Genomic DNA, 22828 nt, shown 5'->3' with positions numbered 1-22828 from the left:
TTCGATGGTCCCATGCGTCTGTACCTCGCGAGTACATCCCCCGCCCGCCGAGCACTCCTCGCCCAGTCCGGGATCGAGCCCGTGCTCGTGTCGCCCGGGGTCGACGAGGACGCCGCGGCGTCCGCGGCCGCCGCCGCGCTCGGCCGTGACCTGACCGGCCCGGAGCTCGTGTCGCTGCTGGCCGTCGCCAAGGCGTCGGCCGTCGCGGACGCCGACGTCGCCGGGTCGCCGGTCGACGGCTTCGTGTTCGGCGGCGACTCCGCCTTCGAGGTCGACGGGCGCCTGTACGGCAAGCCGCACGACCCGTCGGTGGCCCGGGAGCGCTGGCGGCAGATGCTCGCCGCCGGCGGCGGGACGCTGTGGAGCGGACACTGCGTGATCGATCGACGACGCGACGACCGGCGCCGCGACCTGGACCCGGCCACGGGACGGACGGGAGGCCCGGATGCGGCCCGCCCCGCGCCTCCCGTCCGCAGCCTGGTGACGTCTCCTGCCGGCGTGCCGGAGCTGGGGGACGTCGCGCCCGGCGGCTCGGCCCTGGCCGCCGGTGGCGACCGCGTGGTCGCCGTGGACAGCGCCGTGCTGACGTTCGCCGACGACCTGTCCGCCGAGGAGATCGACGCGTACGTGGCGACGGGCGAGCCGCTCGAGGTCGCGGGGGCGTTCACCATCGACGGGCGGGCGGCGGCGTACATCTCGCGCATCGACGGGGCACCGTCGGCGGTGGTCGGGCTGTCCCTGCCGGTGCTGCGGTCGATGCTGCTCCACGGCTTCGGCGTCCGCTGGCACGAGTTCTGGTCACTGTAGACATCCGCACTTGTTCGGCACGGTTCTTTGTGGGTGCCAGTCAATTCGTGCTCCCGTTGCACGAATACGCTGATGTCTCATGCCCCGTATCAGCAAGGTCCTCATCGCGAACCGCGGCGAGATCGCCGTCCGCATCATCCGCGCGGCCCGCGACGCAGGCAAGGCATCGGTCGCCGTCTACGCCGACCAGGACCGTGACGCCCTGCACGCCCGCCTCGCCGACGAGGCCTACGCGCTGAACGGCACCACGAGCGCCGACACCTACCTCGTCATCGACAAGATCATCTCGGTCGCCCGACGGTCCGGCGCAGACGCCGTGCACCCGGGCTACGGGTTCCTTGCCGAGAACGCCGACTTCGCCCGTGCCGTCATCGACGCCGGACTGACCTGGATCGGCCCGTCGCCCGACTCGATCGAGCGCCTCGGTGACAAGGTCTCCGCGCGCCACGTGGCCGAGAAGGTCGGCGCGCCGCTCGCGCCCGGCACCATCGAGCCCGTCAAGGACGCCTCCGAGGTCATCGCGTTCGCCGACGAGGTCGGCCTGCCGGTCGCCATCAAGGCGGCCTTCGGCGGCGGTGGCCGTGGCCTGAAGGTCGCACGGACGCGCGACGAGGTCGCCTCGCAGTTCGAGTCGGCGACGCGCGAAGCCATCGCTGCGTTCGGTCGGGGCGAGTGCTTCGTCGAGAAGTACCTCGACAAGCCGCGCCACGTCGAGACCCAGTGCCTGGCGGACGAGCACGGCAACGTCGTCGTCGTGTCGACGCGTGACTGCTCGCTGCAGCGCCGGCACCAGAAGCTCGTCGAGGAAGCACCCGCGCCCTACCTGACGGACGCGCAGCAGGAGCGACTGTACGAGTCGTCGAAGGCGATCCTGCGGGAGGTCGGCTACGTCGGTGCCGGCACGTGCGAGTTCCTGATCGGCGCCGACGGCACGGTGTCGTTCCTCGAGGTCAACACCCGCCTGCAGGTCGAGCACTGCGTGTCCGAAGAGGTCACCGGCATCGACCTGGTGCGCGAGCAGTTCCGCATCGCCGAGGGCGGCGTGCTCGACTACTCCGACCCGACGCCCCGCGGGCACTCGTTCGAGTTCCGCATCAACGGCGAGGACCCGGGCCGCAACTTCTTCCCCGCGCCAGGCCCCGTACACGCGTTCAACGCACCGTCCGGCCCCGGCGTCCGCGTCGACTCCGGCGTCGTGAGCGGCGACGTCGTGTCCGGTTCGTTCGACTCCATGCTCGCGAAGCTCATCGTCACCGGCGCCACCCGTGCCGAGGCGTTGGAGCGCTCGCGTCGTGCACTGGCCGAGTTCGAGGTCACCGGCCTGCCGACCGTGCTCCCCTTCCACCGTGCGGTCGTGTCGGACCCGGCGTTCGCGACGGACGACTCCTCGCCGTTCTCCGTGTACACGCAGTGGATCGAGACCGACTTCGTCAACGAGATCCCGGCGTGGAGCGGTTCTCCTGAAGAACTGCCGGCGCCGGCTTCGCGCGACTCGGTGGTCGTCGAGGTGCAGGGCAAGCGCATCGAGGTCACCATGCCGTCGATCGTCGGTGGCGGTGCCGCCGCCGGTGTCGCCGGTCGTCGTCCGGCCGGTCCCTCCGCTCCCCCGAAGCGCCGCTCGTCGGCGGTCAAGGGCGGCATCGCGAAGTCCGGCGGGTCCGTCGCATCGCCGATGCAGGCGACCGTCGTGAAGCTCGCGGTCGCCGAGGGCGACACCGTGGTGAAGGGCGATCTGCTCGTCGTGCTCGAGGCCATGAAGATGGAGCAGCCCGTGCAGGCCCACAAGGACGGCGTCGTCACCGGCCTGAACGCCCCGGTCGGCCAGACGGTGTCCTCCGGTCACGTGCTGCTCGAGCTGGCGTAGGGCGCGCGCGGCGGGGTTCGCCCCGCTCGGGTTGCGCCCCGCTGTGGTCATCGCACCCCGACTCTTCGGGGCGCGATGACCGTCAGAGGGCGCGGCTCGCAGCATGACGCCAGGCAGTACCCCAGTTCGGACCGAGCGGCACCCCGGCGTCGTGCAGGATCCGTGGGAGCTGCCCCGCGGGCATCGCGTCCGACCACATCACCCGTGCGAAGCCGTTGACCCCACGGCGGCGGCGGAGACGGTCCTCACGGCGCTTCTCGTCGACCAGGGCGTCTGCCGCTGTGCGTCCTCGCCGCGGGTCGTCGTACTTCACCCGGCCGTCGAACTCGACGATCACCCCGGCTTCCGCGAACCACAGGTCCACCCGGTCGTGCAGCAGGCCGTCGTGCCGGAACTCCTGCTGCAGTACCGGGTCCGGTGCGCCGAGCACGTGCGCACCCCACCGTGTGATGCTCTCCCCCGGTGACTCGGCGAGCGGATCCGCGTACTCGACCAGTTCCCGTGCGCGTCGATGCCCGCGAGCACGGCGACTGCCGAGCGCTTCGAGGATCGTCGCCCGCTCGACGCCGCGCCGCAGGACCGCGTCGAGCACGACGATGGCACGCCACGGGTGTTCGCGAAGGGCGACGTCGACCGCGGTCTCGGTCAACGTCGTGACGGGTACACCGTCGACCTCGACGGAGGACGGTCGCCTGCCGGCGCTGCCGATGCGCTGGATGCTCCGCTTGACCTGGCCCCGGTCCCGGGACGGGTCGGTCACGGTGACACGCTCGCCGAACGCCCCGATCCACGGCAGTCCGAGCATGGCGACCGCTGACCGGTGCGACACCACGACGGAGCCCGTCCCGCCGGCGAGCACACTCCGCACGAGCATGAGATGTCGTTCGCGTTCCGTCATCGACGCCCACTCGCCCGACCCGATGTACGTGCCACGGTGCACCCGGACGAGGGCGCCGGCATCCGCTGCGCGACGGATCACCGACGCACGACCGGGGTCCTGCGCGAGGCCGACGGTCGAGATGGGTTCGTGTTCCATGCTCCGATGATCGCGACGCCCGGTCCGTCGCGAGCGGGGTCTGCGCGATCTGTGGACAGGCCACGGGGCAGCGCACCCGCTTGCGGGCATCGCGCCCCGAAGAGTCGGGGCGCGATGCCCGCAGCGGGGCGCAACACGAACGAGCGCTACCGGGGCGCGACGCGAACGAGGGGGGCGGCGGGCGGCGGCGCTACGAGACCAAGGGGCGGACGGACTCCGCGAGGGCGTCGACGAGGCGCTGGGCCTCGGCGGGGGTCTCGGCGACGGTGTCGATGTAGACCTTGACCTTGGGCTCGGTGCCGCTCGGGCGGACGATCACCCGCGCGTCACCGGTCAGGTCGTACCGCAGGATGTCCGACGGCGGGAAGCCCTCCACCCCGTCGACGTAGTCCGTCACGGCGAGGACGTCCAGGCCGCCGAGCGACGACGGCGGCGCGGACCGGAGCGAGGCCATGATCTCGCCGATGCGGGACAGGTCGTCAACGCGGGTCGCGACCTGCCCCGACGCGAACGCCCCGAACTGGGCAGCGAAGGCGTCGAGCTGCCCGGCGATCGACGATCCGGCAGCGGCCAGGTCCGACGCCAACGACAGCAGCGACAGTGCCGCCGAGATGCCGTCCTTGTCGCGCACGACCGACGGGTCCACCAGGTAGCCGAGAGCTTCTTCGTACCCGAAGAGCAGCCCGGGGACCCGGGAGACCCACTTGAAGCCGGTCAGGGTGTCGCGGTACTCCAGGCCGTGGCGGGCGGCGACGCGGGCCAGCGCCGGCGACGAGACGATCGACGCCGCGAGGGTGCCCGTGGCGCCGGTCTCCGACGCACGGACGGCAGCCTGCCACCCGAGCAGCCACCCGACCTCGTTGCCCGACAGGCGGCGGTAGGTCGGAGCCCCGGAGTCGGACACCGTTGGGATCGCGAGCGCGAGCCGGTCGGCGTCGGGGTCGTTCGCGATGACGAGGTCAGCGCCGACGGCGAGCCCGCGGGCGATCGCCAGGTCCATCGCGCCGGGCTCTTCGGGGTTCGGGAACGACACGGTCGGGAACGCACCGTCCGGCTCGATCTGCTCCGGGACGACCGCGGGCGACGCGAACCCGGCGGCGGCGAACACCGCGCGTGCGGTCTCCCACCCGACACCGTGCATCGCCGTGTACACGACCTTCGGCTGCTCCTGCGGCGCCAGGGTCGGGGCTGGCACGATGGCGGCCGTCGCGGCCACGTAGGCATCGAGCAGCGCGGACGACGCGACGGTGTAGTCGGTGCCCCGGGGCAGGTCCGTGATCGACCCCGCCGCGACGGCGTCGATGGCGTCCGCGATTCGGCCGTCGACCGGCGGCACGATCTGCGACCCGTCGTCGTCCTGTCCGAGGTAGACCTTGTACCCGTTGTCGCGGGGCGGGTTGTGGCTCGCGGTGACCATCACCCCGGCGCCGACGTCGAGGTGCCGCACGGCGAACGCGAGCACCGGCGTGGGCAGGGCGACCGGCAGCAGCGTGACCTCGAGCCCGAGGCCGCGCATGACCTCGGCGGAGTCGCGTGCGAAGACGTCGGAGTTCACCCGGCCGTCGTAGCCGATCACGACGCTGCGCGACCGGCCCGTGTCGATCAGGAAGCGTGCGAGACCGGCAGCGGCCTGCGACACGACGACCCGGTTCATGCGGAGCGGGCCGTAGCCGAGCTCGGCGCGGAGTCCGGCGGTGCCGAACTGCAGCCGGCCGCCGAACCGCGCGGCCAGGGCCTGCACGGCCGGACCGGAGCCGTCGGACGCGGCCTCGATCGCGGCGGTCAGCTCGTCGCGGGTCTGCGGATCCGGGTCCTGCGCGAGCCAGGACCGAGCGGTCCCGAGCACGTGGTCGAGGTCGATCTTCACGACGCCGGCTGCCCGAGGGCGGTCACCACGCGGGCGAGCAGGTCCGCGATCACGGGCTCGGCCTGCTTGCCGGCCTCGAGCACCTCGGTGTGCGACAGCGGCGTCTTCTGGATGCCGGCGGCGAGGTTCGTGATGAGCGAGAACCCGAGGACCTCCATGCCGGCCTGTCGGGCGGCGATGGCCTCGAGCGCGGTGGACATGCCGACGATGTGTCCGCCGATGGCCTTGGCCATCTGGACCTCTGCTGGGGTCTCGTAGTGCGGGCCGCGGAACTGCGTGTAGACGCCCTCGTCCAGGGACGGGTCGACCGACCGCGCCACGTCACGCAGCCGGGACGAGTACAGGTCGGTGAGGTCGATGAACGTCGCGCCCTCGAGCGGGCTGTCGGCGGTCAGGTTGATGTGGTCGCTGATGAGCACGGGCGTGCCGGGCGTCCAGTGCTCCTTGATGCCACCGGCACCGTTCGTCAGCACCATGACCGTGGCGCCCGTGGCCGCGGCGGTGCGGACGCTGTGCACGACCCGGCGGACACCGTGGCCCTCGTAGTAGTGCGTGCGTGCGCCGATGACGAGCGCGTGGCGGCCGTCGGCGAGGCGGATCGACCGGATGGTGCCGGAGTGTCCGGGCACGGCCGAGGCGCTGAACCCGGGGACCTGGTCCGCCGGGATCTCGGACACGGTCTCACCGATGATGTCGGCGGCCTTGCCCCAGCCCGAGCCGAGGGTCAGGGCGATGTCGTGCCGCTCGATGCCGGACTTCGCGGCGATGACGGCGGCGGCGTCCCGCGCGACCTCGAACGGGTCGGCAGCGGGGTCGTTCAGCGGGTTCTCGGTGCTCATGCCCCAACTCTAAAGGGCCGACGCCCGCCGCAGCGGCCGCCGCCGCGGCCGCCGCCGCTCCCGCCCCAGCGGCCGCCGGCGCACCCGCCTCAGTGCTCGCCGAGCGCCCGGTCCACCGCCGCCGTGATCTCGCCCTGGTCGAAGTGGTTCCGGATCACGATGACCTCGGCGTAGGTGTCGCCGATCGCCTCGACGAACTCCTGGCTGGTGAGGATCACGTTGGCGTCGTCGGACACGTCGCGCACCGAGGCCACGTCGGCTGCGACGACCGATGCCTGCAGGCCGAGGGCCGACAACGCCTTCTCGGCGTTCACCTTGAGGATCCCGCTCGAGCCGATGCCCGCGCCGCAGATGGTCACGATCTTCACGCGGACACCCCCATGATCGTGCGGACCTCGTCCGCCGTCGTCGCGTCGGCGATCCGCCCCGTGACGGCCTGGTCGTTGAACAGGTTCGCGATCTCGCCGATGGACTCGAGGTGCGTGCCGACCCCGGCGACCGCGAGCCCCAGGACCACGCGGACCGGGTCGTTGTGCGGGTGGCCGAACGCGACCGGTGTCTCGAGGGTCACCACGGCGAGCCCGTCGCGCAGGACCGCGCCACCCGGTCGGGCGTGCGCGAACGCCAGACCCGGGGAGATCACGATGTACGGCCCGTGTTCCTCGACCATGCCGATCATGGCGTCCGTGTACTCGTCGGTCGCGGCTCCGGACGCGACGAGCGCGCCGCCGGCCAGGCGCATCGCGTCACGCCAGGTGGGCGCGGTGGCCCCGAGGAGCACGGCGGCGTCCGGCAGCGGCGGCAGTCCCATGCGTCAGGCCTCCGAGTACCCGGAGGTGATGGTCGCGATGATCTCCTCGCGGTCCTCGAGCGGCAGGAAGGAGCCGAGCGCCGCGTTGATCTGGAACGCCGCCAGGTCGTCGAGGTCGTAGCCGAACGTGCCGGCGAGCAGTGCGAGCTCCTTCGACAGCGACGTCCCGCTCATCAGGCGGTTGTCGGTGTTCACCGTGACCCGGAAGCCGAGCTGGTAGAGCACGTCGAAGGGGTGGCCGGCGAGGTCGTCGCCCCAGGCCGCGATCGCACCGGTCTGGAGGTTGGAGGACGGCGAGACCTCGAGCGGGATCTCGCGGTCGCGGACCCACGACGCGACCTCGCCGAGGGAGGCCAGCGTCGAGCCGTCACCGGCGTCGGAGAGGGTGACGTCCTCGAAGATCCGGACGCCGTGCCCGAGGCGCAGCGCGCGGCCGTCGACGAGCGCGGACCGGATCGAGGCGAGCCCGTCGGCTTCGCCCGCGTGGACGGTGACGGGGAACAGCTCGGATGCGAGGTAGTCGAACGCGGCACGGTGGTTCGACGCCGGGAACCCGGCTTCGGCACCGGCGATGTCGAAGCCGACCACCCCGTTGTCGCGGTGCCGGACGGCGAGCTCGGCGATCTCGAGCGAGCGGTCGGCGTGGCGCATCGCGGTGACGAGCTGGCCGACCCGGATGCTGCCGCCGGCGGCGTCGACCGCTTCCTCGATGCCGGCCTGCACGGCCTCGACCGTCTCGTCGAGCGTCAGCCCGCCCTGCAGGTGCTGTTCCGGGGCCCACCGGACCTCGCCGTAGACGACGCCGTCGGCGACCAGGTCCTCGACGAACTCACGGGCGATGCGCGTCAGCTGCGGTGCCGTCTGCATGACCGAGGTGGTGACGTCGAACGTCTTCAGGTACTCGACGAGCGAGCCCGAGTTCGACTGGTCGGCGAACCACTGCCCGAGCTCGGACGGGTCGGTGGTCGGCAGCGTCACACCCGAAGCAGCAGCCAGCTCGACGATCGTCGCGGGGCGCAGGCCGCCGTCGAGGTGGTCGTGCAGCGAGACCTTCGGCAGGTCGTTGATGACCGCTCCGGCGTCGGGCAGGCGGTAGGTCGGGGCGTCGGCGCTCATGCGACCAGGCTATCGGTGGTCACCGACCACGCGCAGGCACCTGTGCACAACAGACGGACGAACCGACTGGAGGCTCTCCACACGTGTGCAGAGAGCCTCCAGTCGGTCGGACGGTCGCGTTCAGCCCGCGATGCGCTCCCGCACGATCGGCCCGCGGGCCGCCACGGCAGCATCGGACGAGCCGATCGACCACGCACCCTCGAGCGACTCGAGCGCGCGCGGGATCCGCGACGCGTCGTCGGTGTGCAGCGTCCAGAGCGGCTGCCCCTCGGTCACGGTGTCACCGGGCTTGACGTGCAGCTCGATGCCCGCCCCGGCCTGCACCGGGTCCTGCGCGCGGGCACGACCGGCACCGAGGCGCCAGGCCGAGACGCCGAACGGCAGGGCGTCCTGCTGCGCCAGCACACCGGACGACGGCGCCGTGACGACGTGCTGCTCGCGGGCGACCGGCAGCGCGGCGGAGGGGTCCCCACCCTGCGCGGAGATCATCCGACGCCAGGTGTCCATCGCCCGGCCGTCGGCCAGTGCAGCCGCAGGATCGGCGTCCGGCATCCCGGCGAGCGTCAGCATCTCCGAGGCCAGTGCCAGGGTCAGCGAGACGACGTCGGCAGGTCCGCCACCCTCCAGTACCTCGATGGACTCCCGCACCTCGAGTGCGTTGCCGATCGTCAGGCCGAGCGGGACCTCCATGTCGGTCAGCAGCGCCGAGGTCTTCACCCCGGCGTCGTTCCCGAGGTCGACCATCGTCTGCGCGAGCTCGCGCGACGCCTCGTACGTCGGCATGAACGCACCGGAGCCGAACTTCACGTCGAGCACGAGCGCACCGGTGCCCTCGGCGATCTTCTTCGACATGATGCTCGACGCGATGAGCGGGATGCACTCGACGGTGCCGGTGATGTCGCGCAGGGCGTACAGCTTCTTGTCGGCCGGTGCGAGACCCGAGCCGGCGGCGCAGATGACCGCACCGACGTCGGACAGGATCTCCATCATCCGGTCGTTCGACAGCGCAGCCTGCCACCCGGGGATCGACTCGAGCTTGTCGAGCGTCCCGCCGGTGTGACCGAGGCCACGACCGGACAGCTGCGGCACCGCGACGCCGAACGACGCCACCAGCGGTGCGAGCGGCAGCGTGATCTTGTCGCCGACCCCACCGGTGGAGTGCTTGTCGACGGTCGTCTTGCCGAGCGACCCGAACGACATCCGCTCCCCCGACGCGATCATCGCGAGCGTGAGGTCCTTGACCTCGCGCCGCTCCATCCCGTTCAGGAAGATCGCCATCGCCATCGCGGCCATCTGCGGGTCCTCGACGTAGCCGCGCGTGTACGCGTCGACGAGCCAGTCGACCTCGGCGGTGCTCAGGGCGCCGCCGGATCGCTTCGTGCGGATGAGGTCGACGGTGTCGAACGGCTCGACGGCCATGGGGATCAGTGCTCCTGCTGGTAGGTGGCGAGGGTGCGCGGCCCGAACGCGTCGGGCAGGACCTCGTCGATGGTGCGGATGCCCGAGACCGTCTCGAGGAGCATGCCCTCGGTCGAGTGCTCGAACAGCAGCTGGCGGCAGCGGCCGCACGGCATGAGGGTCGCCCCGTCGCCGTCGACGCACGTGAACGCGACGAGCTTGCCGCCGCCGGTCATGTGCAGCTGCGACACGAGCGAGCACTCCGCGCAGAGCGTCACCCCGTAGCTCGCGTTCTCGACGTTGCAGCCGGAGACGATCCGACCGTCGTCGGTGAGCGCCGCGGCGCCCACCGGGAACGACGAGTACGGCGCGTAGGCGCGCCGCATCGCGGCTGTGGCGGCGTCGCGGAGAGCGCCCCAGTCCACGTCGTCGACCGGGAGGCCCGTGGCTGCGTCCGCCCCGTCGGCGGCGGTGTCGCCGCCTCCCGCGCGCAGGGCCGTGGCCGGGTCCGTCCAGGCGATCGCGTCGGTGGACGCGGCCGTGCCGTCGTCCGCAGCGTGCGTGTCGGTCATGTGCCGTGCCTCCTGGCCGTCAGCTCTTGATGTACGGCTTGCCGGACGCGGCGGGACCGCGCGACTGCCCGACCAGGCCGGCCACCGCGAAGATCGTCACCACGTACGGCAACATCAGCAAGAACTCGCTCGGCACGGGCGAGTCGATCGCCCCGAGCGTGTTCTGCAAGTTCGACGCGAAGCCGAACAGCAGCGCCGCCAGCGTGGCCTTGATCGGGTCCCAGCGACCGAAGATGACGGCGGCCAGGGCGATGTAGCCGGCGCCCGCGGTCATGTCCTTCGTGAACGGTCCGACCGCGTCGAGCGTGAAGTACGCGCCACCGAGGCCGGCGATCGCGCCGGCGAGCGACACGTTCCAGAACCGGGTGCTCGTGACGTTGATGCCCACCGTGTCGGCCGCCTGCGGGTGCTCGCCGACCGCGCGGAGGCGCAGGCCCCAGCGGGTCTTGAACAGGCCGAAGGTGACGACCGCGACGGCCACGTACGCCAGGTAGACGATGACGCTCTGCTCGAAGAACACCGGACCGATGACCGGGATCTGGTGGAGCAGCGGGATCTCGAACTTCGGGAACCGGACGCCGACGTTGAGCGTGGTCTCGTTCGGGGACAGCACCTGCGAGTACAGGAAGCCGGTCAGCCCCGAGATGAGGGCGTTGATGACGACACCGACGATGACCTGGTCGACGAGGTACTTGATGCTGAACGCGGCCAGGATGAACGAGACGAGCACACCGGCGACGAGCGCGCCGACGAGCCCGACCCACGCGGAGCCGGTGAGCGACGCGATGAGCGCCGAGGTGAACGCACCCGCGAGGAACTGGCCCTCGATGGCGATGTTGACCACGCCGACCCGCTCGGAGATGACGCCGCCGAGGGCACCGAACACGAGCGGGACGCTCAGCCCGAGTGCGCCGACCAGCAGGCCGGGCAGCGGGATCGTGGCGCCGGCCGCTGCCCACGTCAGGAAGCCGACGACGAAGACGATCGCGAAGACCGACGTGACCCAGAGCGGGACGTGCCGGTAGGCGCGGACCTCGACGAAGGCGTAGACCGTGGCGATCGCCAGGAGCACGACCACGACGTAGCCGGTCGGCGCCGCCGACAGCGGGACGTTCGGCAGCGCGACGAAGTCGCCGGCGTTCGCGAGCCGGAAGGTGGTCGTGCCGGCGCGGCTGAGCAGGACGAAGAACACGACCGCGAGCAGCGTGAACACCGCGTACCCGATCGGGAGCTTCCAGCTGCGGGTCGTCTCGACCGGACGGTCGGACAGGGGCGACGCGGGCGCCGCGGTGGGGCTGAGGGTGCTCACGCGGCGACCGCCTTCTTGCTGTTCTTGCTCGTCTTCGTGCGCTGGCGGGCTCCCGGCTGCGGGATCCGGAAGATCGCGCGGACGAGCGGCGGCGCCGCGATGAACAGGACGATGAGGGCCTGGATGACACCGACGATGTCGATCGGGATACCGTTGGCGGCCTGCATGGCGTAGCCGCCGTTCTTCAGCACGCCGAACAGGATCGCGGCCCAGAACACGCCCCACGGCTTCGAGCGGCCGAGCAGCGCGACGGTGATCGCGTCGAAGCCGATGCCGGCGTCGATGCCCGAGGTGAAGCCCGTCGTGACCGCACCCTGCACCTGGTAGGCACCGGCGATGCCGACGAGGGCACCGGAGATGACCATCACCCAGATCGTCAGTGCCGGCACGCTCATGCCGGCGACACGGGCGGCACGGGGGTTCTCACCGATGGTGCGGAACCGGAAGCCGAGCGACGACTTGTTGACGAGCCACCAGACCACGACGACGGCGATGATCGCGACGATGAAGCCGAGGTCCACGCCGTACCGCACGCCGAACAGCTGCGGCAGCAGGGCGCTGTCCTTCGTGGCCGGGGAGATCGGGTTGCTGCTGCCCGGAGCCTGGAGCAGACCGGGAGTCCGGAGCAGGTAGCTGACCAGGTAGAGCGCGACGTAGTTGAGCATGATCGTGACGACCACCTCGTTCGCACCCGTGCGCGCCTTGAGGACACCGACGATTCCTCCCCAGACCGCACCGCCGACGATGCCGGCGACGATCGTGAGCGGGATGTGGATCGCGGCAGGGCCGTCGAACGAGAACCCGACCCAGCCGGCGGCCGCGGCCCCCATCAGGATCTGGCCCTGGCCGCCGATGTTGAACAGCCCGGCGCGGAAGGACAACGCGATCCCGAGTCCGGCGACGACGAGCGGCACCGCGTAGTCGATCGACCGGGTGAGCGGGGCGATCGCCTGCTGGAAGCTGGTGGCGCCGAAGTTGACCACCGAGCCCTGGAACAGCGAGGCGTAGGCGCCGCCGACCGCGGTGCCGATGGCCTGGAGCATGTCAGCGGGACGGGCGAAGAAGTAGCCGGCCGTGGCGCGGACGTTCTCGTCGGTCAGCGCGATGAGGATGCCGCAGGCGACGAGGGCGAGCACGACCGCGAGGACCGTGACGAGTACGGAGCCGTTCAGGATGCTCTGCATCGCGGCGTGCCAGCGATCGGTGCCGGGGGCGCCGTTGCGGCGCTCGGTGTCGTCCGCCGAGTCCGTCATCAGGTGCGGGGTCTCCGGGGCCTCCTGCAGACGGTCGTCGGTGAGCGGGGCGTCTGCCTCGGTGCCGGCAGTGGGCTGCGTGTTGTCTGGGTCCTGCGCGGTCACGCTGCCAGCTCCGTTCCGGTCGTGGATGTGGCTTGGATCTCGCCGGCCGAACCGGTCATGCGGCCAACTCCGTTCCTTCTGGGATCTCGCCGGCCATCATGAGGCCGAGGACGTCTCGCGGGGTGGTCGCCGGCACGATCCCGACGATGCCGCCGCGGTACATGACGGCGATGCGGTCGGCCAGTGCCACGACCTCGTCGAGCTCGGTGGAGACGACGATGACGGGCACACCGGTGTCGCGGGTGGCGACGATGCGCTTGTGCACGAACTCGATCGACCCGACGTCGATGCCGCGCGTGGGCTGCGCGGCGACGAACAGCCGGAGCTCGCGGCTGAGCTCCCGGGCGAGGACGATCTTCTGCTGGTTGCCGCCGGACAGCCGACCGGCAGCGGTCGCGCGGCCCGGCGTGCGGATGTCGAACTCGGCGATCTTCTCGTCGGCGAAGGCGTCGCGCTCGGCGGCGCGGATGGTGCCGGCGCGGACGAACGCGTCGTGGTCGGACCGGTCGAGCATGAGGTTCTCCGCGATCGTGAACTCGCCGACCAGGCCGTCCTCCTTGCGGTCCTCGGGCACGAAGCCGACGCCGGCGTCGAGCACCTGCTTGACGCTGCGGCCGGTGAGCTCCTTGCCGTCCAGCGTGATGCGGCCGGCGTGGACGGGCTCGAGACCGAGGATCGCCTCGGTCAACTCGGTCTGTCCGTTGCCCTGCACCCCGGCGATCGCCAGGACCTCGCCACGACGGACCGAGAACGACACGTCGTCGACGAGCACGATGCCGGACGGGTCGGTGACGGTGAGGCCCTCGACGACCAGGGCGTCCTCGCCACCGGTCGACGGCGTCTTGTCGACGACGAGGGAGACGGCGCGGCCGACCATCATCGCGGCCAGCTCGTTGTTGGTCGCCGCGGGCGAGGCCTCGCCGACGACCTTGCCGAGCCGGATCACCGTGATGCGGTCGGCGACCTCGCGGACCTCGCGGAGCTTGTGGGTGATGAAGACGATCGCGGTGCCGGCCTCGCGGAGCTGCCGCATGATGCCCATCAGCTCGTCGGTCTCCTGCGGGGTGAGGACGGCCGTCGGCTCGTCGAACACCAGCACGGAGGCGTCGCGGGAGAGCGCCTTGATGATCTCCACACGCTGCTGGACGCCGACGGGCAGGTCCTCGATCTTGGCGTCGGGGTCGACGTCGAACCCGAAGCGGTCGGAGATCTCCTTGACCCGCTTGCGGGCGCCGGCCAGGTCGAGCCGCCCACCGAAGGTGGTCTGCTCCTGACCGAGCATGACGTTCTCGGCGACGGTGAAGACGGGGACGAGCATGAAGTGCTGGTGCACCATGCCGATGCCGGCGCGCATGGCGTCACCGGGGCCGTCGAAGTCCTGGACCACGTCGTCGAGCAGGATCTCGCCCTCGTCGGCGTCGTACAAGCCGTAGAGGACGTTCATCAGGGTGGACTTGCCGGCGCCGTTCTCACCCAGGAGGCAGTGGACCTCACCCGGCTCGACGGTGAGCGAGATGTGGTCGTTGGCGACCAGGGCGCCGAACCGCTTGGTGATGCCGCGGAGTTCGAGCTTCATGTTCGGGAGTCTATTTCTGTCTCGAGTGCGCCACGCGGGCGCACGGTCGCGTGCACCGCTCGGGCGCACGGTATCGCGTGCACCGCTCGGGCGCACGAGAACGCGGGCGAGGGAAGCCCCTCGCCCGCGTTCGTCGGGTCAGGACTGGGTCTTGACCTTGATCGAGCCGTCGATGATGCCGGCCTTGATGTCGTCCAGTTCGCCCTGCAGGCCCTTGTCGACCTTGGACTCGTAGTCGTGGAACGGCGCGATGCCGACGCCCTCGTTCTCGAGCGTGCCCACGTACGGGGTCTTCGAGAACTTCTTGTCGGCAGCCTGCTCGACGACGTCCTTCACGGCCGGGCGCATGCCCTTCTCGACCGAGGTGAAGGCGATGTCCTTGTAGCGCGGGTCGGCCTCGTAGAGGTCGCTGTCCGCACCGATCAGGACGGAGCCGTTGTCGGCGTCCTTGATGGCCTCGGCAGCCGACTGGTAGATCGGACCGCCGACGGGCAGGATCACGTCGGCGTCCTGGTCGAGGAGCGTCTGCGCGACCGACTTGGCCTGCGTGCCGGCCTCGAAGCCACCGGTGAAGGAGCCCTTGCCGGTGTCGACGTTCCAGCCCTTGACCTGGACGTCCTTGTCCTTCTGCTCGTTGTAGTACTTCACGCCGTCCGCGAAGCCGTCCATGAAGATGGTGACGGTCGGGATCTGCATGCCGCCGAAGGTGCCGACGACGCCGGTCTTCGAGTAGGACGCCGCTGCGTAGCCGGCGAGGAACGCGGCCTGCGAGGTGTCGAACGTGATCGGCTTGACGTTCTTCGCGTCGATCGAGCTGTCGTCGATGATCGCGAAGTCGGTGTCGGGGTTCGCCGCGGCCTGCTTCTTCGTGGCGTCGGCGAGGTTGAAGCCGACGGTCACGACGAGGTTGCAGTTCTGGCCGATGAGCTGCTGGATGTTCGAGTCGTAGACGGTGGCGTCCTTCGACTCGGCTTCCTTGTAGGTGGCACCGAGGTCCTTGGCGGCGTCCTTCATGCCCTCGTAGCCGAGCTGGTTGAACGACTTGTCGTCGAAGCCACCGGCGTCGGAGACCATGCAGGGGCGGAAGTCGGTCTTCTTGGCGGTCGTCGTGTCGGACGGCGCCGAGGCGCAGCCTGCGAGGACGGCGGCGGTGCCGAGGAGCGCGAAGCCGCTGAGGACGACGCGTCGGGTACGAGATGTCACGGGTGGGTTCCTCCGGGGAGCGTGCCCGGACCACGTGCGTTCCGGGCGATCGTGGCGACAGTACACGACCGCCCGGCCGGTACAGGACCCGTTCTGAGCACCGGACGGATCAGTTACGGGATCGCGACCGCGCCGAAACGCGCCCGTAACGCGAGGTCACGCTCGGACCCCCAGTTCGAGGGGTTTGTCGGTGGAGCGCTACAGGACGTCGCCGCGGCCGCTGATCTTGAGAGCATCCACGACGCCCTTGACCCGCTGTGCGTTCGCGCTGGTCGTCACGAGCAGCGCGTCGGGGGTGTCCACGACGACGATGTCCTCGACCCCGATGAGCGAGATGAGCCGCTGGCTGTGCGAGATCACGATGCCGCTCGACGAGTCGGCGAGGATCCGGGCGCCGTCACCGAGCACGGCGAGGTTGTTCGGGCGACCACCGGACTGCAGCTTGGCGAGCGAGGCGAAGTCGCCGACGTCGTCCCAGTCGAAGTCACCGGGGACGACCGCCATGCGGCCGGCCGCGGCGGCTGGCTCGGCGACGGTGTAGTCGATCGCGATCTTCTCGAGCGTGGGCCACACCGCGTCGACGACCGCACCGCGGGCCGAGGTGTCCCAGGCGTCCGCGAGCTCGTTGATGCCGGCCAGCAGCGTCGGGTTGTTCCGGCCGATCTCCTCGAGCAGCACGTCGGCGCGGGCGATGAACATGCCCGCGTTCCACAGGTACGTGCCCTGTTCGACGTAGGAGCGTGCGGTGTCCAGGTCGGGCTTCTCGACGAACGACCGGACGGCGTGCGCGGTCGGTGCGCCCTCGATGTCCAGGGTGTCGCCGTGCGCGTGGATGTACCCGAAGCCGATCGCGGGCTCGGTCGGCGTGATGCCGATGGTGGTGATGTACCCGGCGCGGGCGACGGCGACGGCCTCGCGCACCGAACGGCGGAAGCCGCGGGCGTCACCGATGACGTGGTCGGCGGCGAAGGAGCCGATGACGACGTCGGGTTCGCGGCGCACGAGGATCGCCGCGGCGAGGCCGATGGCCGCCGTGGAGTCCTTCGGCTCGCTCTCGAGCACCACGTTGTGGTCCTCGACCCCCGGCAGTTGCGACTCGACGGCGACGCGGTGCGCCCGTCCGGTCACGACCATGATCCGCTGCTCGCCCGCGAGCGGGGCGAGCCGGTCCCAGGTCTGCCGGAGCAGCGAGGTGCCGGACCCGGTCAGGTCGTGCAGGAACTTGGGTGCGTCCGCGCGCGACAGCGGCCACAGGCGCGATCCGATGCCCCCTGCGGGGATGATCGCGTAGAAGTCTTCGAGAGCGTCAGCCACGCGCTCACCGTACCGGTCCTGCCGCGCGGATCCTGGGTGGTCTCCGCACGATTCCCGCATGCGGGCTCCCGCAGGGCATCGTCGGCGTGCGCGCGGCGACGGCGTCGCGTTGTTCACCCGTCGCCTCCGCCCCGTTCACGTCGTCGGCCCCGCGGGGTCACGTGACGCCCGGAGCATGGGCAGCACCATGAGCGCACGCAGCGTGGAGCGCGGCACGTCCCCCCGGACCGTCGCCGTCGTGACCGAGAGCTTCCTGCCCACCCTCAACGGCGTGACCACCAGCGTCCTGGCGGTCCTCGACCACCTGGAACGCCGAGGCCACCGCGCGGTCGTGATCGCACCGGACACCCCGGGGCTCGCGCAGTTCCGGTCCCGCAGCAGTGTCGAGCGCTACCGCTCCTTCGACGTGCACCGGATCCCCGCCGTCGCGTACCGGCAGTTCCCCGTCGCACTCCCCCACCCCGTCCTCGACACGATCCTCGCCGCCTCCGGCGCCGACGTGCTCCACGCCGCGAGTCCGTTCCTGTTGGGCGGGCGCGCGATCACGGCAGCCGGGAGGCTCGGCATCCCCTCCGTCGCCGTCTTCCAGACCGACGTGGCCGGTTTCGCCCGCCGCAACGGCTTGACGGCGACCGTCCCGTTGGTCCGCAGGATCCTCGGCCGCATCCACGCCGGCGCCTCGCTGACGCTCGCGCCGTCGAGCGCGACCGCCGCGATGCTCGCCGAGGACGGGGTCCCCCGCGTCGCCCGCTGGGGGCGCGGGGTCGACACCGAGCTCTTCCACCCGGCCCGACGGGAGTCCGCCCACGTCCGAGCGCTCCGACGCCGGATCGCGCCGCACGGCGAGACGATCGTCGGCTACGTCGGACGGCTGGCCCCGGAGAAGGAGGTCGAACGGCTCGCCGAGCTCGGCGGGATCCCCGGCATCCGCGTCGTCGTGGCCGGCGGTGGACCGTCCCGCGCGCTGCTCGAACGGCGACTGCGGCACCTCGACGTCACCTTCACCGGACCGTTGCGCGGCGACGCCCTCGCCGACGCGTACGCCTCGCTCGACCTCTTCGTGCACACCGGTCCGGCCGAGACCTTCGGGCAGACCCTCCAGGAAGCGCACGCCTCGGGGCTGCCGGTGATCGCGCCGGCGTCGGGTGGTCCGCTCGACCTCGTCGCCCCCGGACTCGACGGCGAGCTCTACGACACCGACGCACCACAGGCCCTGCGACAGGCGGTCCTGCGGCTCCACCACGACCGCGCACTCGCGGAACGGATGGGATCGGCGGGCCGTCTCCGGGTCGAGGGCACCACGTGGGAGGCCGTCGGCGACCAGCTCCTGGGGCACCACGACACGGCCAGGAACATCGGCGCGCCGCCCGTGGGTCGGGGCCTGCGGGCCGGTCGGGACGAGAAGGTCAGCACCCGCGCATAGGATGGGACGTGTTCCACACGAACACGAACGGCAAGGGCTCGCCGATCGGGCGAGCCCGTCCTATGGAAGGACGAGCTCATGGCTGAGCCCACCGGCGGCGGTACGGCGACCGCCGTCCCCGACGTCACGATCGAGGCGCCCCGCGCCTCTCGGAAGCTCGAGGGCACGCTGTACCGCGGATCGACCGGCATGTGGTCGTGGGTCCTGCACCGGATCACCGGTGTCGCGATCTACTTCTTCCTGCTCGTGCACATCCTCGACACGGCACTCGTGCGCCTCTCACCCGAGGCGTACAACGCGGTCATCGGCACGTACAAGACCCCGATCATGAACATCGGCGAGATCGCCCTGGTGATGGCCATCGTGTTCCACGCGTTCAACGGGCTCCGGATCATCCTCGTCGACTTCTGGTCCAAGGGGCCGAAGTACCAGCGGGCCATGTTCTGGGTCGTCATCGTCCTGTGGGCGATCGCGATCGCGGGCTTCCTGCCCCGCCAGCTCATGAACCTCTTCGCGGACTTCAACTAGAGGGGCACCTGATGACCACGCAGATCGTCGAACCTCCCCGTTCCGCCTCGGCCGCCCGCCGCTCCACCAACTGGGAGAAGTGGGGCTGGATTTACATGCGCGGCTCGGGCGTCCTGCTCGTCGTGCTGATCTTCGGCCACCTCTTCGTCAACATGGTTGCGGGCGAGGGCGTCAAGCAGATCGACTTCGCCTTCGTCGCCGGCAAGTGGGCCAACCCGTTCTGGCAGGTGTGGGACTCCCTCATGCTCGTCCTGGCGCTCATCCACGGCTCGAACGGCATGCGCACGATCGTCAACGACTACGTGTCGAAGCCGGGCATCCGGAAGACGCTCCTCGCCGCGATCCTCATCGCGTGCGTCGTGCTGATCGTCCTCGGCCTGCTCGTCTGCTGGACGTTCGACCCGTGCCCCGCCGGCGCAGCCGCCGCGGACCTGCCCTCCTTCTGCCCGGCGCAGTAGCACCATCCCCGCTGCCGACCGCCTTCCCACCGTCTACGGAAAGACCCCTGTGACCGAGACCACCGTGCACCACCACCAGTTCGACATCGTCATCATCGGCGCAGGAGGCGCGGGCATGCGTGCCGCGATCGAGGCCGGCCCGAAGGCGAAGACGGCCGTCATCTCGAAGCTCTACCCGACCCGCTCGCACACCGGTGCGGCGCAGGGCGGGATGGCCGCGGCCCTCGCGAACGTCGAAGAGGACTCGTGGGAGTGGCACACCTTCGACACGATCAAGGGCGGCGACTACCTGGTCGACCAGGACGCCGCCGAGATCCTGGCGAAGGAAGCCATCGACGCCGTCATCGACCTCGAGAACATGGGCTTGCCGTTCAACCGCACGCCCGAGGGCAAGATCGACCAGCGTCGCTTCGGCGGCCACACCCGCGACCACGGCAAGGCACCGGTCCGTCGCGCTTGCTACGCGGCTGACCGCACGGGCCACATGATCCTGCAGACGCTGTTCCAGAACTGCGTCAAGCTCGGCGTCGAGTTCTACAACGAGTTCTACGCGCTCGACCTCATCATGGTCGACGTCGTGGGCGAGGACGGCGTCACGCGCAAGCAGCCGGCCGGCGTCGTCGCGTTCGAGCTCGCCACGGGTGAGCTGCACGTGTTCCACGCCAAGGCGATGATCTTCGCGACCGGTGGCTTCGGCAAGATGTACAAGACCACCTCGAACGCGCACACCCTGACCGGCGACGGCGTCGGCATCGTGTGGCGCACGGGTCTGCCGCTCGAGGACATGGAGTTCTTCCAGTTCCACCCGACCGGCCTCGCAGGCCTCGGCATCCTGTTGACCGAGGGTGCTCGTGGCGAGGGTGCGATCCTGCGCAACGCCTCCGGTGAACGCTTCATGGAGCGCTACGCCCCCACCATCAAGGACCTCGCCCCACGCGACATCGTCGCCCGGTGCATGGTGCAAGAGGTTGCAGAGGGCCGCGGTGCCGGCCCGAACAAGGACTACGTCCTGCTCGACTGCACGCACCTCGGTGCGGAGGTCCTCGAGACCAAGCTCCCGGACATCACGGAGTTCGCCCGCACCTACCTCGGCGTCGACCCCGTCGTCGAGCCGGTGCCCGTGATGCCGACCGCGCACTACGCGATGGGTGGCATCCCGACGAACACCGACGCACAGGTGCTCTACGACAACACCACCGTCGTCCCCGGTCTCTACGCCGCCGGCGAGTGCGCCTGCGTCTCGGTGCACGGCTCGAACCGTCTCGGCACGAACTCGCTCCTCGACATCAACGTCTTCGGCAAGCGCTCGGGCAACAACGCCGCCGAGTGGGTCAAGACCGCCGAGTTCCTCCCGCTGCCCGAAGACCCCGCTGCCGGCGTCCGGGCGATGCTCGACCAGCTGCGCGCCTCGACCGGCACCGAGCGCATCGCCGTCCTGCGCAAGGAGCTGCAGGACGAGATGGACAAGAACGCCCAGGTGTTCCGCACCGACGAGTCCCTCGCCCGCGTCACCGAGACCATCCACACGCTCCGGAACCGCTTCATGCAGGTCTCCGTGCAGGACAAGGGCAAGCGGTTCAACACCGACCTGCTCGAGGCCGTCGAGCTCGGGTTCCTGCTCGACCTGGCCGAGGTGGTCGTCTACTCGGCCCGCAACCGCAAGGAGAGCCGCGGCGGCCACATGCGCGACGACTACCCGAAGCGCGACGACGAGAACTACATGCAGCACACGATGGCGTACCTGACGGGCGACCCGCACTCGTCACTCGCCGACGACCACATCACGCTGGACTGGAAGCCGGTCGTCGTGACCCGGTACCAGCCGATGGAGAGGAAGTACTGAGATGACCGACACCCTGGTCTCCGACGCACCCCGGACCGACACCACCGACGCGCCTCCCGGGTCCTTCTCCGTCACGCTCATCATCCGGCGCTTCGACCCGGACGTCGACGACGAGCCGCGCTGGCAGGACTTCGACGTCATGATGCTGCCGACCGACCGCATCCTCGACGCCCTGCACAAGATCAAGTGGGACCAAGACGGCTCCCTGACGTTCCGACGTTCCTGCGCCCACGGGGTCTGCGGCTCGGACGCGATGCGCATCAACGGCCGGAACCGGCTGGCGTGCAAGACCCTGATCAAGGACCTCGACGTCTCGAAGCCGATCTACGTCGAGGCGATCAAGGGCCTGCCGCTCGAGAAGGACCTCGTCGTCGACATGGAGCCCTTCTTCAAGTCCTTCCGCGAGGTCCAGCCGTTCCTGCAGCCGAAGACGGCGCCCACCCCGGGCAAGGAGCGCATCCAGTCGGTGGCCGACCGCGCACGCTTCGACGACACCACGAAGTGCATCCTCTGCGCTGCGTGCACCTCGTCGTGCCCGGTGTTCTGGACCGACGGGCAGTACTTCGGCCCGGCCGCGATCGTGAACGCGCACCGCTTCATCTTCGACTCGCGTGACGACGCCGCCGAGGTCCGCCTCGACATCCTCAACGACAAGGAAGGGGTCTGGCGCTGCCGGACCACCTTCAACTGCACCGACGCCTGCCCCCGTGGCATCCAGGTGACGAAGGCGATCTCCGAGGTCAAGCAGGCCGTCATGCGGGGCCGCGCCTGACACTCGGGGTCGTCCAAGACTCGACATCGACTCCACCGATAGGCTCCGCTCCATGACGTTCGCGGCCACCCGCCCCATCCTCGACCAGCTCGGCTACACGATCCGCTACGTGCAGCTCCCCGGAGAGACCCTGCACGAGCCGCCGGTCGAGGGTGCGCTCCGCGTTGTCCCGGCCGAGGCGTCCGACGAGTTCGCGCTCGAGGTCGTCGACTACGGCACGGCTCGTCGCCTCGCCACCGCGCGCGGTGAGGAGGACGCGGTCGAGATGCTCCGTCGGTTCCTGAACCGGCCGTTCCCGGCTCCGCGCGACATCGCCCGGCACGAGCTCGACGGGCTCCGTGACCGTGCGGCGTCGACGTACCCGCAGCTGGCGCAGCAGGTGTCGCAGGTCGGAGAACAGGGGTTGACCATCCAGATCCCCGCGGGCGTCCCCGTCGACCGCATCGGTGGTCCGGACGGCTACCTGCTGCACCCGCTCGACACTCCGCTGCCGAGCCGGTCGCTGCCGCCGCACGTCGCCGGCGTCCCGGAGACCCACCGCTACCTGGTCGAGCGTCCGTTCATGGTGAACGTCCGCTTCGTGCAGCCGTGGTTCGAGCAACCGGGTGGCGCGCTCCGCTTCCAGATCGCCGACCCCACGGTCACCGTGCGCGACCTCGTCGTCGATGGTGCACTGGCTCGACTCCGCGTGGTCTGACACCCCGCACGACGAAAGTCGGCCCGCACCGCGCTTT

At 70.5% G+C, this 22828-nt stretch carries 21 protein-coding genes; 8 read left to right on the top strand and 13 right to left on the bottom strand.

Features of this window, described 5'->3' with window-relative positions:
- Window positions 1-12: 12 nt before the first annotated feature.
- Both EDF48_RS16665 and EDF48_RS16660 read left to right on the top strand, forming a co-directional pair.
- Window positions 13-807, top strand: a complete 795-nt coding sequence (locus EDF48_RS16665; RefSeq protein ID WP_131881394.1) for a Maf family protein — start codon at window positions 13-15, stop codon at window positions 805-807.
- 79 nt (window positions 808-886) lie between these two features.
- The gene (locus EDF48_RS16660; protein WP_111086611.1) at window positions 887-2671 is read left to right on the top strand and encodes a biotin carboxylase N-terminal domain-containing protein; all 1785 of its coding nucleotides are present in this window, start codon (window positions 887-889) and stop codon (window positions 2669-2671) included.
- 82 nt (window positions 2672-2753) lie between these two features.
- Here EDF48_RS16660 and EDF48_RS16655 read toward each other — a convergent pair whose 3' ends face one another.
- From EDF48_RS16655 to EDF48_RS16595, 13 genes are all read right to left on the bottom strand, one after another.
- On the bottom strand, window positions 2754-3707 hold the full coding sequence (locus EDF48_RS16655; RefSeq protein ID WP_131881392.1) for a hypothetical protein: 954 nt from the start codon (window positions 3705-3707) through the stop codon (window positions 2754-2756).
- Between the two features lie 190 nt (window positions 3708-3897).
- The gene (locus EDF48_RS16650) at window positions 3898-5574 is read right to left on the bottom strand and encodes a phospho-sugar mutase (RefSeq protein ID WP_131881390.1); all 1677 of its coding nucleotides are present in this window, start codon (window positions 5572-5574) and stop codon (window positions 3898-3900) included.
- Entirely contained in the window at window positions 5571-6413 is an 843-nt protein-coding gene (locus EDF48_RS16645; protein ID WP_123292190.1) for a purine-nucleoside phosphorylase, read from the bottom strand. The genes EDF48_RS16650 and EDF48_RS16645 overlap by 4 nt, the downstream gene beginning before the upstream one ends.
- A gap of 89 nt (window positions 6414-6502) precedes the next feature.
- The gene (locus tag EDF48_RS16640) at window positions 6503-6781 is read right to left on the bottom strand and encodes a PTS sugar transporter subunit IIB (protein WP_123292189.1); all 279 of its coding nucleotides are present in this window, start codon (window positions 6779-6781) and stop codon (window positions 6503-6505) included.
- Complete coding sequence (locus EDF48_RS16635) at window positions 6778-7224, bottom strand: PTS sugar transporter subunit IIA (RefSeq protein WP_123938688.1); 447 nt, start codon at window positions 7222-7224, stop codon at window positions 6778-6780. Before EDF48_RS16635 ends, EDF48_RS16640 begins: the two co-directional genes overlap by 4 nt.
- A gap of 3 nt (window positions 7225-7227) precedes the next feature.
- The gene (locus EDF48_RS16630; protein WP_131881388.1) at window positions 7228-8340 is read right to left on the bottom strand and encodes an adenosine deaminase; all 1113 of its coding nucleotides are present in this window, start codon (window positions 8338-8340) and stop codon (window positions 7228-7230) included.
- Window positions 8341-8460: 120 nt separating this feature from the next.
- Entirely contained in the window at window positions 8461-9759 is a 1299-nt protein-coding gene (locus EDF48_RS16625) for a thymidine phosphorylase (RefSeq protein WP_131881386.1), read from the bottom strand.
- A gap of 5 nt (window positions 9760-9764) precedes the next feature.
- Window positions 9765-10163, bottom strand: coding sequence for a cytidine deaminase (locus EDF48_RS16620; RefSeq protein WP_123339066.1), 399 nt, complete (start codon window positions 10161-10163; stop codon window positions 9765-9767).
- 166 nt (window positions 10164-10329) lie between these two features.
- On the bottom strand, window positions 10330-11619 hold the full coding sequence (locus EDF48_RS16615; protein WP_123338926.1) for an ABC transporter permease: 1290 nt from the start codon (window positions 11617-11619) through the stop codon (window positions 10330-10332).
- Window positions 11616-12977 (bottom strand): ABC transporter permease, encoded by a 1362-nt coding sequence (locus EDF48_RS16610; RefSeq protein WP_173169379.1) that lies wholly within the window; start codon window positions 12975-12977, stop codon window positions 11616-11618. The genes EDF48_RS16615 and EDF48_RS16610 overlap by 4 nt, the downstream gene beginning before the upstream one ends.
- 55 nt (window positions 12978-13032) lie before the next feature.
- Entirely contained in the window at window positions 13033-14553 is a 1521-nt protein-coding gene (locus tag EDF48_RS16605) for an ABC transporter ATP-binding protein (protein WP_123292184.1), read from the bottom strand.
- Between the two features lie 138 nt (window positions 14554-14691).
- Complete coding sequence (locus EDF48_RS16600) at window positions 14692-15756, bottom strand: BMP family ABC transporter substrate-binding protein (protein ID WP_123292183.1); 1065 nt, start codon at window positions 15754-15756, stop codon at window positions 14692-14694.
- 198 nt (window positions 15757-15954) lie between these two features.
- Window positions 15955-17070 carry a mannose-1-phosphate guanylyltransferase gene (locus tag EDF48_RS16595; protein WP_123672266.1) on the bottom strand — a complete coding sequence of 372 codons (1116 nt, stop codon included), beginning with the start codon at window positions 17068-17070 and terminating at the stop codon, window positions 15955-15957.
- A gap of 187 nt (window positions 17071-17257) precedes the next feature.
- Between EDF48_RS16595 and EDF48_RS16590 the strand changes: the two genes are divergently transcribed.
- The 6 genes from EDF48_RS16590 (at window position 17258) to EDF48_RS16565 (ending at window position 22791) form a co-directional block, all read left to right on the top strand.
- Window positions 17258-18493, top strand: a complete 1236-nt coding sequence (locus tag EDF48_RS16590) for a glycosyltransferase family 1 protein (protein WP_235035928.1) — start codon at window positions 17258-17260, stop codon at window positions 18491-18493.
- 78 nt (window positions 18494-18571) lie between these two features.
- Window positions 18572-19021: a succinate dehydrogenase, cytochrome b556 subunit gene (gene sdhC, locus EDF48_RS16585; RefSeq protein WP_131881384.1), complete on the top strand. Its 450-nt coding sequence runs from the start codon at window positions 18572-18574 to the stop codon at window positions 19019-19021.
- A gap of 11 nt (window positions 19022-19032) precedes the next feature.
- The gene (gene sdhD / locus EDF48_RS16580; RefSeq protein WP_111086628.1) at window positions 19033-19479 is read left to right on the top strand and encodes a succinate dehydrogenase, hydrophobic membrane anchor protein; all 447 of its coding nucleotides are present in this window, start codon (window positions 19033-19035) and stop codon (window positions 19477-19479) included.
- 49 nt (window positions 19480-19528) lie between these two features.
- The gene (gene sdhA / locus EDF48_RS16575) at window positions 19529-21322 is read left to right on the top strand and encodes a succinate dehydrogenase flavoprotein subunit (protein WP_123338916.1); all 1794 of its coding nucleotides are present in this window, start codon (window positions 19529-19531) and stop codon (window positions 21320-21322) included.
- Between the two features lies 1 nt (window position 21323).
- A complete protein-coding gene (locus EDF48_RS16570; RefSeq protein ID WP_123292177.1) occupies window positions 21324-22094 on the top strand; it encodes a succinate dehydrogenase iron-sulfur subunit in 771 nt (256 codons plus the stop codon).
- A gap of 52 nt (window positions 22095-22146) precedes the next feature.
- On the top strand, window positions 22147-22791 hold the full coding sequence (locus EDF48_RS16565) for a TNT domain-containing protein (RefSeq protein WP_131881382.1): 645 nt from the start codon (window positions 22147-22149) through the stop codon (window positions 22789-22791).
- The last annotated feature ends 37 nt before the right edge of the window (window positions 22792-22828 follow it).

The organism is Curtobacterium sp. PhB191 (assembly GCF_004346515.1).
In the GTDB taxonomy this organism is placed as follows: domain Bacteria; phylum Actinomycetota; class Actinomycetes; order Actinomycetales; family Microbacteriaceae; genus Curtobacterium.
Note: the sequence above shows the minus strand (reverse complement) of the source record. Positions and strands in the feature narration are given on the sequence as shown.

What these genes read in the sequence shown, in the direction of transcription:
- EDF48_RS16655 (WP_131881392.1), bottom strand. Translation starts at nt 3,707, where the DNA reads ATGGAACACGAACCCATCTCGACCGTCGGCCTCGCGCAGGACCCCGGT.
- EDF48_RS16630 (WP_131881388.1), bottom strand. Translation starts at nt 8,340, where the DNA reads ATGAGCGCCGACGCCCCGACCTACCGCCTGCCCGACGCCGGAGCGGTC.
- EDF48_RS16570 (WP_123292177.1), top strand. Translation starts at nt 21,324, where the DNA reads ATGACCGACACCCTGGTCTCCGACGCACCCCGGACCGACACCACCGAC.
- sdhD (WP_111086628.1), top strand. Translation starts at nt 19,033, where the DNA reads ATGACCACGCAGATCGTCGAACCTCCCCGTTCCGCCTCGGCCGCCCGC.
- EDF48_RS16590 (WP_235035928.1), top strand. Translation starts at nt 17,258, where the DNA reads ATGAGCGCACGCAGCGTGGAGCGCGGCACGTCCCCCCGGACCGTCGCC.
- sdhC (WP_131881384.1), top strand. Translation starts at nt 18,572, where the DNA reads ATGGCTGAGCCCACCGGCGGCGGTACGGCGACCGCCGTCCCCGACGTC.
- EDF48_RS16665 (WP_131881394.1), top strand. Translation starts at nt 13, where the DNA reads ATGCGTCTGTACCTCGCGAGTACATCCCCCGCCCGCCGAGCACTCCTC.
- EDF48_RS16625 (WP_131881386.1), bottom strand. Translation starts at nt 9,759, where the DNA reads ATGGCCGTCGAGCCGTTCGACACCGTCGACCTCATCCGCACGAAGCGA.
- EDF48_RS16605 (WP_123292184.1), bottom strand. Translation starts at nt 14,553, where the DNA reads ATGAAGCTCGAACTCCGCGGCATCACCAAGCGGTTCGGCGCCCTGGTC.
- EDF48_RS16660 (WP_111086611.1), top strand. Translation starts at nt 887, where the DNA reads ATGCCCCGTATCAGCAAGGTCCTCATCGCGAACCGCGGCGAGATCGCC.
- EDF48_RS16645 (WP_123292190.1), bottom strand. Translation starts at nt 6,413, where the DNA reads ATGAGCACCGAGAACCCGCTGAACGACCCCGCTGCCGACCCGTTCGAG.
- EDF48_RS16565 (WP_131881382.1), top strand. Translation starts at nt 22,147, where the DNA reads ATGACGTTCGCGGCCACCCGCCCCATCCTCGACCAGCTCGGCTACACG.
- EDF48_RS16635 (WP_123938688.1), bottom strand. Translation starts at nt 7,224, where the DNA reads ATGGGACTGCCGCCGCTGCCGGACGCCGCCGTGCTCCTCGGGGCCACC.